This is a genomic window from Gottfriedia acidiceleris, from assembly GCF_004138285.1.
In the GTDB taxonomy this organism is placed as follows: Bacteria; Bacillota; Bacilli; order Bacillales; family Bacillaceae_G; genus Gottfriedia; species Gottfriedia acidiceleris_A.
Genome location: NZ_SCFN01000007.1, coordinates 327,700 through 343,815 on the forward strand (window position 1 = coordinate 327,700; position 16,116 = coordinate 343,815).

Below are 16,116 nucleotides of genomic sequence, written 5' to 3' on the forward strand. Positions count from 1 at the left end.
TCACTACCATTAATTAATTTAAGAGTATATAGTTTTCCTTCTTTTTGAGTTTCTTCTTTTATTAGTTCAACTTTTACTTTCTTAATATCACTGGTAGAAATCTTTAATGAGTTTTACTACAACCTACAGATTGGGGAAAACACAAAAATTTAAGGCGTATAAATTTTGGAATAGTTTAACTATTAGTTATTTATACATGATATTATGAAAATGAAAGGTGGTGATATTATGGTATGGTTTATTGTAATTGTAATTGTAATAATTGGTATTATACTTAAAATGAATAGCACTTCTAGCCATAACGAAGAAAAACATTCTCCTGAAGAAATCGTAGAAATTGCAGAATTCGAACTTAAATTCAGGTCAGAATTTGCAAAAAATAAAATGTTACTAAAGAGTGGTAAGATAACAGATAGACAATCAATGGAATGGTCAAAAAATTTATTGGAAGAACACAATGAAATTCAAAGAACATACAATATAACAGAAGAAGAAATGTCTGAATACTATGAACTTGTATATTCTAAATCAAGCGTTTATCATAATTAAAATTATATTAAATCCTTAGTAAAACTAGGGATTTTTTTATAGTCCCTAAGTTCCGGACAAACTACTAGTGCAATCATTATTAAAAATATAGCTAAAAGTTTAATCCTCATATAACACCTTCCTAGCTTGTTATTTTTTTCCATTTTATCATTAATTTTTAATTATATGATTCTTAAATATAACTTTTATTCAACTTTACTGTCCAAAACCTTAATAAAAAAAGCTGCATATTTGGCAGCTCGTGATGTTCAACTAACGCATCAGTTAGTTGATTAAGAAAATATTTCCCATAAACAACAAAGGGACAGAATTAAAGGAGCAATAATACGTATTAAATTTATTGATTTACTTTTATTAAAATATTCTTTTCGGTTTTTTAAAAGATGTAATACTGACGAAATACACACTATACCGATTACGCCAAATAAAGTTTTTGCAATAAATGTATTTTTAACATTTTGTGCTATTAAAAGCATTATAAAGGCTACTATACTCATAATTAATCTCATATATTTTTTCAATTTAATTCCCCCTAGACAATTTATTTTCCATTTGTACATTTGCTTTACAAATTAATTATTAATTAAACATTATCAGAAACTAACAACCTTTTCTTAAGCAAATAATCCCAATAATTTAGATATTTCTTGTTGAACTATCCTGCCATTATGTTGAATAAGCATCATCAAAATTCTAGTCATAATTATAGAATCCTATATTTAATTAGTACTTTGAAATTTTATGAACAAAGAGGATGTGAAATCAGAATGCTATATGATCATTAAATTGACCATTCTATTTCAGAATTTGAGTTGAATAATGGCTATTAATAGAAAGCAATTCATACAAAAAAACCACCTTTTAAAGGTGGCCTCAAATATACTTTCGATGAATATTCTTCCCATCATAACTAAACAACACAGACTTATTCTCAATATTCGTCTCTAAATGAACGCCTCTACCCCACAACTGATGAATATAAGGCATTACCTTCTCAACATACTTCACATCAAGTTCCATATGTTCATAGGAATGCTTCAAATAAAGCTCACCATTTTTTAAGTAATCTCCTTCTTGAACAACGATATATGGGAATCCTCCATTTACTCGACTAACTACTAGTTGATCACGTACATTTTCCCATGCTTTATCAGTAACTTTATACTCCTTACCTTGTCGCTGGAATAGATACATATCTTCACGCATGACAAGATCTTTCGTTAAGTAATTTCGGATAAATGAACTATCAGACTCTAATTCTCGTACTTCAAACATTTTTTCTCGACCGCTGCCAGGTTGAACACCTAACTCTCTCATTTCTTTACTTGGGTTATTATATCGCTCTTCTATATCTTCAAACATTCTTAGTCCTAAGTAGTATGGATTAATACTTGTTTTAGAAGGTTGAACTACTCCTGCGTTTAGTTTTGCGTATTCTATTGCTTCATTTGAATCAAGGTTTAGTTCACGCATGATTCGGATGTGCCAATAACTTGCCCAGCCTTCATTCATAATCTTCGTTTCAAGCTGTGGCCAGAAATAAAGCATTTCTTCTCGTAACATTGTCAGGATATCACGTTGCCATTCTTCTAGTTCTCTGGAGTATTCTTCGATAAATAAAAGGATATCTTTTTCGGGTTGTGGTGGAAATTGTTTACGTTTAATTGGGATAAGATTTGAATCATTTTTCTTTTCTTTACTTTGGTCCATATTCCATAAATCATCGTATGGTGTAACTCTTTTTTTCTCTTTCATTGGGAAATCACTTTCTAAATCATAAGCTAGTTTTGGTCGCATTAATGATGGATCAATATGCTCTTGAATTGAGAGTACTGCATCTAGGAAATTTTCTACTTCTTGTTTTCCGTATATATGTTCATAGTGTTTAATTCGTTCAGCAGTAGCTGCCATACTTTCAACCATATCTCTCTTCGTGTTAGAGAAACGAATATTATTTTTAAAAAAGTCACAATGAGCTAAAACGTGTGCAACGATTAATTTATTTTGAACGAGAGAGTTTGTATCTAATAAAAATGCATAACATGGATCAGAGTTGATTACCAATTCATAAATTTTGCTTAACCCTAAATCGTAATGAAGCTTCATTTTATAAAACTGTTTACCAAAGCTCCAGTGGGAGAATCTTGTAGGCATACCGTAAGCGCCAAATGTATAAATGATATCTGCAGGACAGATTTCATAGCGCATTGGGTAAAAGTCTAGCCCAAATCCTCTCGCAATCTCTGTAATTTCGTCAATAGCATATTCCAACGCTCTATAATCACTCGCCTTCATCACACTCTCCTCCTGTCTCTTCTTATATTATTCTATGAACTGAAAATTGAATTAATGTAAAAATAGTCATATCTCTATTATATTCATATGCCTAATTCGAAGTTTTTTGAAATCATAAACACAAAAAAAAACGTATGAAAAAAATTCATACGGTAGTTAATTTTATTTGTACAATGCGTTTGATATAACTTCTTTTTTGAATACTTTTATTTTTGATTAAGAAAAGTCAAATTGAAGTTTAGAGTACATAGTTTCTCCAGTATTACTTATTGCTAATTATTTTAATTTTATTATCCCTGTTTCTTATAAAAGTATACCTTAAGTGTTGGAAAAGATTTTATCTGTAATCCTAAGCGAAGAATTCGGTTTAATTTCAGTAGTCACAATTAAATTCCAGAAATCTCAATTTTACTCCGGGATCACAATTAAATTCCGGGAATCGCAATCAAACTCCAAGACAGATGCAAAAATAACAGTAATCAATATATTTTTGACCCATTTCATCCTACTTTGTGTTCCATTTAACTAAATTGAAGCCATTTATTTAATAATTTAATCAAAGCAATAAAGTATTTCTAAAATACGAAAAATCACACTATTTTTCTTGTTTCCCCTATCGTTCCTGCACTTAACCATCCTTTTTTTACCTAACCTCTACCGTAACCTTTTGTTAAATTCTCTCATGGCTAATTAATTTTTTTCGCCATAAACTATGTGTACCCTCTAAAAAGGAGGTTCACAATGCAAGTACAATCCGATTATGATTTAGCATTGTATTACACTTATTGTTGTCAATGGGATAAGCTCCTCGTGTTAATGGTAAATACGAAAGACGACCTTTTTTCAAAGCGTATCGAACATTTTCTACATGCCTTTAAATACGAGAGGGACTTAGCGGTCATTGATGAAAAACTAAAAGGTATGTTCCAACATATTGAGCATGCTACTAGGGAAGAAGCTGCCGAGGAACAATCTTTTATTTCATCATTAGAGCTTTAACTAAAATAAATGAAAAGAGCGACTAAATAGTCGCTCTTTTTTAGACTAATACTTCAATTTTTTCCATAAATGCTTGTTGTAAACTATCCAATTTTTGGATGCTATTTTCACGAGATTGTCCAACAATTCCAAAGTAGAACTTGATTTTTGGTTCAGTTCCAGATGGACGTAAGCATACCCATGAGCCGTCCTCAAGATGATACTTTAATACATTTGATTTAGGTAGTAGAATTTGTTCTTTTTCTCCTGATTCTAAAGTCGTTTTCTCTTGAAGTTTATAGTCTTCAACAGTAACAACTTTTAGGCCATTAATATCCATTGGTGGATTTTGACGGTAATTTGTTAAAATCGATTGGATTTTTTCTGTACCCTCAATTCCTTTTAAAGTTAATGATTTTAATCCTTCTAAGTAATAGCCATATTGCTTATATAGGCTATTAAGACCTTCATATAGAGTCATACCTTTTGTTTTATAATAAGTAGCAATTTCTGCAGCAAGTATTGTTGCTTGAATTGCGTCTTTATCACGAACAAATGGTTTAATTAAATAGCCATAGCTTTCTTCATAGCCGAATAAGAATGAGTATTCGTTTGTTTGCTCATATTCTTTAATTTTTTCACCAATAAACTTAAATCCAGTAAGTGTATCGATTGTTTTAACACCGAATTTCGATGCAATTACTTGACCAAATTCAGATGTAACGATTGTTTTAAGTAATAGGGCATTTGAAGGTACATCTTGTTGGCTTAATAAATAATGAAGCATTAATGCTCCTGTTTGATTTCCAGTTAAGACTACATATTCGCCGTTTTCATTCTTTGTAGCGATTCCTAATCGGTCAGCATCAGGGTCAGTTGCAATTAAAACATCTGCATCAATCTCTTTACCGTAACGAATTGCATATTCAAACGCTGCGTGTTCTTCAGGGTTCGGTGATTTTACAGTTGTAAAATTCGGATCTGCTTTTGCTTGTTCTTCAACAATTGTTACATTTTCAAAGCCAACTGCTTTTAATGACATCGTTGCAGGTAGTAATGCTGTGCCATGTAATGGAGTAAAGACAATTTTTAAATCCTTACCATGTTCTTGAACTAAATCGTTGTTAACAACAACCGTTTTAAGTTGCTCTACATATAATTTGTCCATTTCTTCATCTAATCTATGTATTAAGCCTTTTTCAACTAATTCTTGTTCAGAAGATACTTCAATTTCTAACTCATTTTCAAATGAATTAACGTATTCAATTACTTGATCAGCAGCAGCTGGAGGTAATTGACCACCGTCATCACCATAAACTTTAAATCCATTATATTCAGGTGGATTATGACTAGCTGTAATGACAATTCCCCCGAAGCAGTTTAACTCACGTACTGCAAATGATAATTCTGGTGTAGGACGTAATTCATTAAACACATACGCTTTAATACCATGTGTTGCAAGTGTTTTTGCTGCTTCCATTGCAAACTCGGGACTTTTATGACGAGAATCGAAAGCAATTGCAACTCCACGGTTTTTTGCTTCTTCTCCAAAGCTTTCAATATATTTTGCAAATCCAGCAGATGCTTTACGGATTGTGTAAATATTCATACGATTCGTTCCTGGTCCAATTTCTCCGCGCATTCCACCAGTACCAAATTCTAAATTTTGATAGAAACTTTCCTTAAGTATAAGCTGATTATTCTCAAGATTAATTAGTTGTTCTCTTAGTTCTTGATCTAATGTCGGTGATTGAATCCATTTTTTATAAGTTGTTTCCCAATTCATATAATTCTCCTCCTATACTTAATCAGAGTTTTGATTCGATAAAAGTCTTCCTAACTCCTTCTATCTTACAAAAGTTTACAATATTCTCACGAAAAATTCTACAATGGTACTACTTTATATCTGAATGAGATTGCAAAGTATGTAGAAAATAAAACGAAAGGAGGGCGAGTTCATGCCAGAAATTAGATGTAGTGTTGCAAATTGTAATTTTTGGGGGCAGGGTAACTTTTGCCAAGCAGACTCAATTCTTGTTCAAACAGAAGCATATGAATACTCAAATGACTTTGATTTAACGATTCAAAATGCAGTCTTAGACGGTGAAATAACTACTTCTGCAGTACATAGTGGTGAAACTTGCTGTCACACGTTTCGACCTAAATATTAATGAAATGGTGCCATTTACATTTAATCGTATATGGCACCATTTTATTAGTTTATCCGTTCACAATAACTCCACCATTAACATGAATGATTTGTCCTGTAATAAAGGAAGCTTCATTGCTGGCTAAATAAAGATATGCCGGTGCGAGCTCTACTGGTTGTCCAGCTCGTTTCATTGGAGTTGTACTACCAAACTTTGCTACTTCTTGTTCGTCAAAACTTGCTGGAATCAATGGTGTCCAAATTGGCCCGGGAGCTACACCATTAACACGAATACCCTTTTGAGCAAGATTTGTAGAAAGTGAACGAGTGAATGTAACAATCGCTCCTTTCGTCGCAGAGTAATCTAATAATTGATCATGTCCTTTATAAGCAGTTATTGACGCAGTATTTATAATAGAATCTCCTTGCTTCATATGTGGAAGGCAAGCTTTTGATAAAAAGAACATTGAAAAAATATTCGTTTCAAATGTTCTTTTTAATTGCTCCTCCGTAATGTCTTCCAAATTCTTTTGAGGATACTGAACAGCAGCATTGTTCACTAAAATGTTAATTTTCCCGAAGGTTTGAATTGCATTCTGAACGATTTGTTTACAAACTTCCTCTGTTCTAATGTCACATCTCATTATTTCACAATTTCCACCAAAACCATTTATAAATTTCTTTGTATCTTGCGCATCAACATCCTCATCTAAATACGGAATAAAAACTGATGCCCCTTCTTTTGCAAAAAGTATAGCAACTGCTCTTCCAATTCCACTATCTCCACCAGTAATAATGGCTACTTTTTCCTTTAATTTACCACTTGGTGTGTAGTTTGGATCATCTGATATAGGTATTGGCGTCATTTCCTTTTCGATACCTGGTTGCTTATTTTGATGTTGCGGATTAAATTTAGTCGGAAACTGTTTCTGATTCATTTACTACATCCTCCTTTTAAATAATTCAGATTTAGCATACCCAAATCATACTTTTAGGAATACTAAACATAATTTAATTCGTTAAAAGAGGTTAATCTAATAAAAAAGCTTGCACTTTTACAATAAAGCGAATATTATTAATAACTGTTGGGTTTATCATTCGTATTTTACAAGGAGAACTATTATGTTTAAATTAAAAGAGGCTAACACTTCGTTTAAAACAGAAATTATAGCTGGTTTTACCACTTTTTTAACAATGGCTTATATAATAATTGTTAATCCTATTATATTATCTGCGGCTGGAGTTCCTTTTGACCAAGCATTTACTGCAACAATCATTGCAACACTAGTTGGGACATTATTTATGGCATTGTTCGGAAACTACCCAATTGCGATTGCTCCCGGAATGGGAATGAATGCATACTTTGCTTATTCAGTTGTTTCAAAAGCACATGGTATTTCATATCAATTAGCTTTCTCAGCTGTATTTATTACAGGTATTTTATTCGTTATTCTTTCTTTAACTAAATTTAGAACGCATTTAATAGAAGCAATTCCAAATACATTAAAACATGCAATTAGTGTTGGAATTGGATTGTTTATCGCTTTTATAGGTTTACGTCTTTCAGGTATAATCGTTGCTAACAAAGATAATCTTGTAGGATTAGGCGATCTCCATTCTCCTGGTGTAGTTCTTACTTTAGTCGGAATTGCAATTACGGTTATCTTATTTGCCTTAAATATAAATGGAGCTTTATTCTTCGGAATGGTTTCAACAGCAATTATCGCGGGCTTTGCTGGAAAATTACACATTAAAGGAAATATTTTCTCTTTACCTAAATTACCTGAGCATATCATTGTTGCTAATCCAATAACAGCAGCTTCAGATGTCATTCATTATGGACTATATTCGGTTGTCTTTTCATTCTTATTAGTTACAATTTTTGATACGACAGGTACATTCCTAGGTGTAGCTTCACAAGCTGGTTTATTAAATAAGAAGGATGAAAAACGTACTGGTCGTGCGATGCTTTCAGATTCATTCGGTACAACAATTGGAGCTATGTTTGGTACTTCACCTACAACAGCTTATATCGAATCTACAGCAGGTGTTGCAGCTGGGGGTAGAACAGGTTTAACGGCACTTGTTGTTGCATTACTTTTCGTTTTTGCAGCATTCTTTAGCCCACTTGTTAATTCAATTTCTGATGTAGCAGCAATTACATCACCATCATTAATCGTAGTAGGTTGCTTAATGATGGGTAGTGTTCGTCATATTGAATGGGATAACTTTGAAGAAGCATTCCCTGCATTTCTAGTTATTATCACAATGCCACTTACATCAAGTATTGCTACTGGTATTGCTCTTGGGTTTATTACCTACCCATTATTAAAAGTCGTTAAAGGGAAAGCAAAAAATGTTAAACCAGTTATTTATATATTTGGAATATTATTCTTAATCCAATTGGTTTTCTTCCCACATTAATAATTAATATTTTAAAGCACATAATCTTTAAAAAGATTAATGTGCTTTTTTATTTTTTATTTAGGTACTAGCCTTTCCTTGATGGGACATCTTTGCATACTTTGTTATGTAGATTATTCAAGGAGGTGTTCTACGATGTGGAACAACCAAGATCAAGTCAACATGAACTCAAGTAGTTGTAGACGAAATAACTGTGATTGTGACGATTGCAGAAGAAGACGTTGCGATTGTGATGATTGCCATCGAGATCGTTGTGATTGTCATAATCATGATTGTCACTGCAGATGCAGATGCTGTTGCCATAGAAGAAAAAGTAATTGTGGCTGTATGAATCCGTGTTTAGGTGTCGATATGGTAATGTTTGAAATGATGATGAAAAACATGATGAACAATAATAACAAAAATAACAATAAGGATTAATCTATTTTCTCCCTCCCCCCAAAAAACAACCTGAATTTAACAGGTTGATCAAACTGATGACAAACGCTCGCTTTCTTAGTTGTTTCGCTTTTATAACATGCTTCGTACTTTGAAAGACAAGCGTTTTCATTAAGTCTAAATAGTTTAATTTTCAACATATTAAAACGACCTGATTAACAGGTCGTTTTTTCGTATGATATGAATTCTAAAATTTGTTCACGAAGTCGCTTAGCATCCTCATAACCTTCTTTATATAGCTCTAATAAACGCCCTTTATTTCGTTCGATACGTCCAACTTTTAACTTTTGTACAGGACGAATGACTAATATATTGCCAGCTTTTTCTTGCTCCTCAATATATTCTAATTGCTTATTATAAACTTCATATCTATTTAGTACGGCCTGAACAAGTCCTGGATAATCTTTATACTTTTTTTGCAAATACCAAGTTCCTTTTGAAGGTTTCTTACGATAACCTGCATTTCTAGTTAAAACAACTATATTTTTACGATTGCCATCCGCTTCAGATTTACCGATCGGAATCGGATCTGCAATGCCACCATCCATCAAGAAATGATCATTAAACCTAATGATTGGAGCCATTAACGGTAAAGAACTTGATGCCCGAATTATATTTAACATATCTGTTGATTCTACAATTTGATCTTTATCAAAATAGACAGGTTCTCCTGTAATACAATCAGTCGTACCAACTACAAATTTTTGCTCAGCATTATAAAAAGAATCAAAATCAAATGGATCTAACTCATTAGGAATAATATCAAATAATAAGTCCATGCCAAAAAGCTGCTTATTACGAATTAAATTTTTAAAAGAAATATAATCTGGATGCTGTAAAAATTCCGTATTTACTCGTTTATTACGACCATGTTGTTTTGATAGATAAGAAGTTCCCATACAAGCACCCGCAGAAACACCTATCACATAAGGAATTTCTATATTTTGTTCTAGAAAATAATCAAGAACACCGGCAGTATAAATCCCTCTCATTCCTCCACCCTCGAGAACTAAGCCCATTCCATTCATTTTCACAGCCCCCCTTTTTCATTTACTTTAAGACAATCTATTTAAATATTTTATTATATGACATGAGGAAATGGAAGAAATTAGAGTTGAGTGAGGGACAAGGAGTTCAAATCTTAGTTAGCTTGATTTAACCTTTAAGGTGATATTAAATTCCTCGAAGCTGCAATTAAAAATCAGGAATCGCAATTATAATAAGTAAATTCTCCGCTCATCCAACAATTTTTGCTTAAACTAATTCGTTTCCACCCATTCCTTTTCAATTTTACAAATAATTGGTCGGTTTCCTTAAAGAATGCCATATTTCACTTCTCAAACAAAGAAAACAGACCTCCTATAGGTCTGTCCTCTGTACTTCCTGTCTTCCTACCTATTCTTTGCTTTTCCCGGTTCGAGCATTTCTTTAACACCTTCAACACTTTTCAAAGAAGTAGTATGATATGTTCCATTTGCCCAATCTTCCATTTGGTCACTATACCAATTGCTTCCGAGGTTTCCGGATTGTCCTGGTCCGACTATGTTTACTGATTTACTTAAATTTGCAAAGTCTACAACAGTTCTCCATGATGCACCATGGTCTACAATTCCTTGGTCATCATATCCTGCTGCCTTAACTGTAGTTGCGCTGCCTCCTACTGGGATTGGATCTCTTGCATTAAAGAAATAGCTTAAGATTTTAATACTGGATAACGGGTGTTCGAAAGCAACTTTATGGTGATCACCCCAATTCCACTTAGCTGCATTTTCACCGTCAGTTTTGCTAATATTTTTAATTGTTGTTTTGAAGGTTTTTAATAAAAGTTTATCAATTCCGCCTTGTTCATCAACCCAGATTACTTTTTTCCCATTTAAGCTGTCACGTAGCAATTGATCGACAACGACTTTGCGGTCTCCAAATAAATCCATCATATCGTTTGAGATTTGTTGATCGAACAATGCTTTATTTATTTCAGTCATCCACATTTGGAATATGAGAGGAGAAGCTTCATCTTTATCATCTATAAAATTCCATTTTTCAAGTTCCTTTAAAGCTGATTTTTCAACAGATGATAATTGATCTATGTTTTGTTTTATGGACTTAATAAACTTCGGTGCATGTTCCTTCGCCTGTAAGTTCATTTCGTCCATTTGTAGCTTTTGCATATCTTTAACAGTCAATTCGTCATTCTTTTTTAATACTTCCTGAATGCGTAATTGACGGTAAGGCTGTGCCCATGAATTTGAAATATGGTATGGATATGAATCATCCACTACTTTATTATTTGCAGATGAAATAAATCCTTCCTTTGGGTTAACGATTGTTGGTAGTTCATCATATGGAATGTATCCTTTCCAACCGTAATCACTAGTCCAACCTGGCACTGGCATTAGCCCATCACCTTTTTTACGGATTGGAATTTTCCCATTCGCTCGGTAGGCAATTGTTCCGTCATCCGATGCAAATACGAAATTTTGGGCAGGAGCTTCAAATAAAGCTAATCCTTCTTTAAACGAATTCCAATCCTTTGCAACGTCAAACTTTAAAACGGCTTCTAGCTCCGTTGTTGGTTGTAGTGCTGTCCATTGTAAAGAGAATACAGTATCTTTTCCAGCATCGCTCGCAAATTCCGAAATCACTGGACCATGTCTCGTAATCATAACAGGTAAAACCTTATTCTTTTTACCTTTAATTTTGATAGTTTCATTTGTAACCTGTGCCTTTTCCCATTGACCATCATATAAAAATTCGTCTGGCTTATTTGGATTTCGTTTTTCAATATATAAATCTTGTACATCCGGGCCTACGTTTGTTACTCCCCAGGCAATATGTTCATTATGACCAACGATGATTCCCGGCACCCCTGCAAAAATTACACCACTTACATTCATATCACCAGATTTTAATTGAGTTTCATACCAAATTGCCGGTGTCGCTAATCCTAAATGAGGATCATCTGCTAATAACGGTTTACCGGACTTGGTTTTAGAACCACTAACAACCCAATCATTACTTCCATTCCAAACAGGTGGAATAATTGCGCTTGCAAAGCTCTTTTCTACGTCTATTTTTGAAGTATTACTTGGAATTATATATGGATCTATATCATTATTAGCAGGGAATAGCTCCAAAGCCTTATCCTTTGGAAATTTATTCATAGCGTAATAACGAAATGCTTGTTCGTTCCAGTGGCCGCCTAAATCAAATGCCATATATTTACCAATTACTAGTGAGTCAATTGCCGTCCATTTAGTTGGTTTATATTGTAAAATTTTAAATTCAACTGGTAGTTTATTTTCTTTCATTGCGTATTTTATGTACGCATTTACTCCTTCTGCATACCAATTTAAAACATTTTGTCCATTTTTATCGTATTTGCTGTAAGAAGCTTCAGCAGCTCTTCTTAAACCAAGCGTTCGAAAATATGAGTCGCGCTCCACTGTAGCATCACCAATCATTTCACTTAATTGTCCGGACGCTTGTCTCCTGCTTAAATCCATTTGAAATAATCGATCTTGTGCAGTTACAAAGCCTTGCGCAACATACAAGTCATGCAAACTCTTTGCACTAATATGAGGTACTCCTTTATCGTCCCTAACTACCTCTACTTTATGATTTAACGTACTGATCGTTAAATTTCCTTTAATGCTTGGTAATGATTTTTTTGTTAAGTACAGGCCGGTTCCCGCAACGATTAAGACGATAACGATTAAGATAGTTGATGTAACTTTAATCCACTTTGGAAAGCGCTTCCGAATTTTTGACATCTCAATAGGCGCACTCATTTTTCTCCCTCCTGCTTAAACTGCATATAAAACATATACTGTATATTAATTCTGCAAGTCTTATTGCATTCCTTCTTATGACGAATGGGGTATAATACTATTTATTAACATTAAAGGAGTGTATAGATATGTCATTAAATTCTTGGTTCGAAAAGGGCATGACTTTTCAAGAATATGTAGAAGCAATGAATGTAAATAAAGAAGAACTTCTAAAAATCTATAATGAAGTTACGATTCCTGAAAGTACACACACAAAGCTTGAACAATTGAAGAATCGTCATTGGAAGGTTGTTACTTTAACTGCAGATTGGTGTGGAGATGCATTACTTAATGTCCCAGTTATTCAGAAAATGATGGAAATAGCTAATATAGATACTAGATTCCTAATTCGAGATGAAAACCTAGAATTAATGGATCAATATTTAACAAATGGTAAATCTCGTTCTATTCCGATTTTTGTTTTCATGGATGAAAAAGGGAATGAAGTAAATGTATGGGGTCCACGTTCTGCGGAGATTGAAGAAATTGTAGTTGAAATGAAAAAAGAGCTTCCAGATAAAGATAATCCAAATTTCCAAGAAAAACAAACTGCTGTTTTTAAAGCGATTCGAACAAACTTCGTTGAAGACAAAAAATACTGGAATTCAGTTATTAATAGTGTAGAAGAGAAATTATTCTCATAAGAAAAAGTATGGGTTATTTAGTTGAAAGAATTTTTCAATTAAATAGCCTTTTTATTTATGAGCTTAACAAAAAATTATTTCGTAGAATTCTATTAGATTTTCACAATAAAAATAACTAACTAATCCACTCATTGCGATGAATGGACCAAAAGGAATAGGATTTCGCCGCTTTAATTTTCCGGACAATATTACGACTAACCCGTAAATACTGCCTAAAAAACATGCAAGCATAAATGTAATAAGAGTTAGTTTCCAACCTAAAATTATTCCTAGCACACTAAATAACTTTATGTCTCCTCCTCCCATTCCACCTTTGGTAATCACATTAATTAGAAGCAAAACCACGAATGCTCCTAACGCTCCTACTATACTACTCCACCAAGGATCCAATGGAATTAAGATTCGTTCAAAACTAAAAATAAATAAAAAGATTAGTAGAATACGATTAGGGATAATCATATAGTTCACATCCGAAACAACAATAATGATTAATAAAGATATGATTGAAAGAGCAATTATCAAATCTTTATGAAAACCAGTTTCATAGATGGATAAAACAAATAACATACCTGTTATTATTTCAATTAATAGATATAGTTTGGAAATTAGAATCCCGCAACTTCGACATTTCCCTCTTTGGAGTAAAAAAGAAAATATTGGTATTAATTCTATAGAACTCAATTTATGTCCACAATTTGAACACGAGGAACCCGGTGAAATAATCGATTTCCCAATTGGAACTCTTAATCCAACAACATTAAAAAAAGAACCAAATACTAGACCTAATACAAAAAAAGTAAAGTAGATTATTGCTATGATTACCAGCTCCTTTAAAGTCATGCAACTAGTTTAGTTAAGGGTCATTATATCATTGGAACATAATCTACTTATTTATTAAAAAAGAAAACTTTATGAAAAGATAAAGAAAACTCGCCGATTGGCGAGCTTAAGGCGAAGACAGAGGCGTAGTTGCACTTATACTTAATTCCTAATATTTGCAACTACGTCGAATACCCTTCGTCGCTTCAAATTTATACTTTCTTAATGTGCAAAAAAAAAGCAATCTACCATTCTTAAGAAAAGTAAATCGCATTTATTATTATGTTTATTTAATTTATTTAATTACACTACCTGAGCCAGCGAATTTCGGTTTCCAATATGAATTAGAAAGACTTACAACAGCTACTCCCTTACTTGAAGTCGCTGAAATAAAATTATTATTTCCCATGAAAATTCCTACATGGCTAATACCTTTTTTGTATGTATTTTTGAAGAAAACTAAATCTCCAGGAACAGGCTTTTTAACAATTGAGCTAACAGTATACATTGAAGATGCAGTTCGAGGTAATGTAGTACCTACTTTTTTGTATACATACCCTACGTAACCTGAGCAGTCAAAACCTTTAGTACTTGTACCACCAAAACGATATGGCACTCCAGTATATTGTTTAGCGATTTTTGTTACCTGATTTTTCTTTGAGTATGGGTTATATGTAGATGCTGCTTGTGATTTAGTCGTAAAAAACACCATGCTCAGTAAGCATACGAAAGCTATAAGGACTTGCTTTTTCATCTCTTTCTCCCCCTTCATTGATAAACTAAGTCTAACAAAATACGATTTTGAAAGCCATTACAAGAGTGTTACAAATTGTCGAAGTGTTTGTAATACTATAAAACTGTGTAGATTTTTGCCGGAAAGATGTAATAAAAAAAGACTATCATTCGACAGCCACTTTGCAGAGTATTGAAATATACGAGCATTAAATGAACCTTATTAATAAAGTTAGGACTTCGAAAATATAGCGGTGTTCTTAGTTAATCTAACGGTGAGATTGATTGATATAAAGTTCAGATCGTTGTTTGAACAATAGATGAGAAGATTTATTTTTATTTTTTATGATCTTACTGGATTATGTTTAGGTTTGGTTGTTTCTCAGTCTAATTTAACGTTACTTCTTCTATTTTTTGACTATATTATACTATTAGCCCATGTTTCGTAGCCCTATTTGCAGTTTTCATAGTTTTTATTGCAGTAATGACTTTTTTATTTGCAGATTCGTCAGATTTAATTGCAGTTTCAGATTTTTTATTTGCACTTCCACAGATTTGCCCCATGAAAAGCGAGCACCCTGTAGTGGAAATCAATATCCACTACTTACATATCAAAGTTCGATCCAACAATTTAATTGACAATTTCTTTTTTCAACACTCTGAAAATACAAACATTAAATGAATTTCTATGAAAAAAAGTCTATTTATTATTGTTTTATCTGTCATCTTATTGATACTAAACAAGTGATTTTTGTTGATATATATATGTTGTAACTAACTTGCAAAAATTAAAATATCCTCTTTTTTGACGATCAATATTTGTAAAGATGTGTAAGTTGTCATCGTAAGAAACAATTTGATTAATAAAGGGTAATTCATTCGTTCATATGACTATTCTATTGTTTTTTGAAAACGAACATTAAGTGAACATTATTGATGATTAATTTATCATTTTTGGATGATCTTTTAATGGTTTTAAATGTTAATATGTTTGAGCAATTTTATAATTCTAACAAACACTAGTAATGTTTTTTTCAGAAGTTAAAAATATCATGAGCTAATTTTAGAAAAACAAGTTCAATAGATTAGTTTATAAATTAGTGTTCGATATTAATTGACCTACAAACTGATTAATAAAGAACTGTTATTTTACTCTAAGTAAAGGCTATTTGATTAGGTATTTATTATATACTTTTTTTGATGAATAAGTTGATTGGAACAAAAAGGATGCTCGACTCCTATGGGAAATGCGGGAAGGCTG

14 protein-coding genes are annotated in these 16,116 nt (G+C 32.6%); 5 read left to right on the top strand and 9 right to left on the bottom strand.

The genetic code is table 11. From position 1 onward, the window contains the following. Window positions 1–228 precede the first annotated feature (228 nt). On the top strand, window positions 229–549 hold the full coding sequence (locus EP747_RS13565) for a hypothetical protein (protein WP_129690661.1): 321 nt from the start codon (window positions 229–231) through the stop codon (window positions 547–549). A gap of 272 nt (window positions 550–821) precedes the next feature. On the opposite strand, the gene EP747_RS13570 is transcribed toward EP747_RS13565, so the two are convergent. After that, the gene (locus EP747_RS13570; RefSeq protein WP_129690662.1) at window positions 822–1,070 is read right to left on the bottom strand and encodes a hypothetical protein; all 249 of its coding nucleotides are present in this window, start codon (window positions 1,068–1,070) and stop codon (window positions 822–824) included. Window positions 1,071–1,422: 352 nt separating this feature from the next. Next, on the bottom strand, window positions 1,423–2,844 hold the full coding sequence (locus EP747_RS13575) for a SpoVR family protein (RefSeq protein ID WP_129690663.1): 1,422 nt from the start codon (window positions 2,842–2,844) through the stop codon (window positions 1,423–1,425). Between the two features lie 741 nt (window positions 2,845–3,585). On the opposite strand from EP747_RS13575, the gene EP747_RS13580 reads away from it, so the two are divergent. Beyond that, entirely contained in the window at window positions 3,586–3,843 is a 258-nt protein-coding gene (locus EP747_RS13580) for a YhdB family protein (protein ID WP_129690664.1), read from the top strand. Window positions 3,844–3,883: 40 nt separating this feature from the next. On the opposite strand, the gene EP747_RS13585 is transcribed toward EP747_RS13580, so the two are convergent. Then, a complete protein-coding gene (locus EP747_RS13585; protein WP_129690665.1) occupies window positions 3,884–5,608 on the bottom strand; it encodes a phospho-sugar mutase in 1,725 nt (574 codons plus the stop codon). 172 nt (window positions 5,609–5,780) lie between these two features. Here EP747_RS13585 and EP747_RS13590 point away from each other — a divergent pair, with 172 nt between their 5' ends. Beyond that, the gene (locus EP747_RS13590; protein ID WP_056471273.1) at window positions 5,781–5,993 is read left to right on the top strand and encodes a DUF1540 domain-containing protein; all 213 of its coding nucleotides are present in this window, start codon (window positions 5,781–5,783) and stop codon (window positions 5,991–5,993) included. Between the two features lie 49 nt (window positions 5,994–6,042). On the opposite strand, the gene EP747_RS13595 is transcribed toward EP747_RS13590, so the two are convergent. Then, a complete protein-coding gene (locus EP747_RS13595; protein ID WP_129690666.1) occupies window positions 6,043–6,909 on the bottom strand; it encodes an SDR family oxidoreductase in 867 nt (288 codons plus the stop codon). Window positions 6,910–7,093: 184 nt separating this feature from the next. Here EP747_RS13595 and EP747_RS13600 point away from each other — a divergent pair, with 184 nt between their 5' ends. Next, window positions 7,094–8,395, top strand: coding sequence for an NCS2 family permease (locus EP747_RS13600; RefSeq protein ID WP_129690667.1), 1,302 nt, complete (start codon window positions 7,094–7,096; stop codon window positions 8,393–8,395). A 593-nt stretch (window positions 8,396–8,988) separates the two neighbouring features. Here EP747_RS13600 and EP747_RS13605 read toward each other — a convergent pair. Together EP747_RS13605 and EP747_RS13610 are read right to left on the bottom strand one after the other, a co-directional pair. Continuing rightward, window positions 8,989–9,861 (bottom strand): patatin-like phospholipase family protein, encoded by an 873-nt coding sequence (locus EP747_RS13605; RefSeq protein WP_129690668.1) that lies wholly within the window; start codon window positions 9,859–9,861, stop codon window positions 8,989–8,991. Window positions 9,862–10,224: 363 nt separating this feature from the next. Next, window positions 10,225–12,621 carry a penicillin acylase family protein gene (locus tag EP747_RS13610; RefSeq protein ID WP_129690669.1) on the bottom strand — a complete coding sequence of 799 codons (2,397 nt, stop codon included), beginning with the start codon at window positions 12,619–12,621 and terminating at the stop codon, window positions 10,225–10,227. 128 nt (window positions 12,622–12,749) lie between these two features. Here EP747_RS13610 and EP747_RS13615 point away from each other — a divergent pair, with 128 nt between their 5' ends. After that, window positions 12,750–13,304 (top strand): thioredoxin family protein, encoded by a 555-nt coding sequence (locus tag EP747_RS13615; RefSeq protein WP_129690670.1) that lies wholly within the window; start codon window positions 12,750–12,752, stop codon window positions 13,302–13,304. Window positions 13,305–13,367: 63 nt separating this feature from the next. On the opposite strand, the gene EP747_RS13620 is transcribed toward EP747_RS13615, so the two are convergent. The 3 genes from EP747_RS13620 to EP747_RS24255 all read right to left on the bottom strand — a co-directional run bounded on the left by EP747_RS13620 (window position 13,368) and on the right by EP747_RS24255 (window position 15,419). Then, window positions 13,368–14,144 (bottom strand): prepilin peptidase, encoded by a 777-nt coding sequence (locus EP747_RS13620; protein ID WP_129690671.1) that lies wholly within the window; start codon window positions 14,142–14,144, stop codon window positions 13,368–13,370. A 274-nt stretch (window positions 14,145–14,418) separates the two neighbouring features. Next, entirely contained in the window at window positions 14,419–14,877 is a 459-nt protein-coding gene (locus tag EP747_RS13625) for a C40 family peptidase (protein WP_098231151.1), read from the bottom strand. 401 nt (window positions 14,878–15,278) lie between these two features. Then, the gene (locus tag EP747_RS24255; protein ID WP_165347041.1) at window positions 15,279–15,419 is read right to left on the bottom strand and encodes a hypothetical protein; all 141 of its coding nucleotides are present in this window, start codon (window positions 15,417–15,419) and stop codon (window positions 15,279–15,281) included. Window positions 15,420–16,116: the final 697 nt, after the last annotated feature.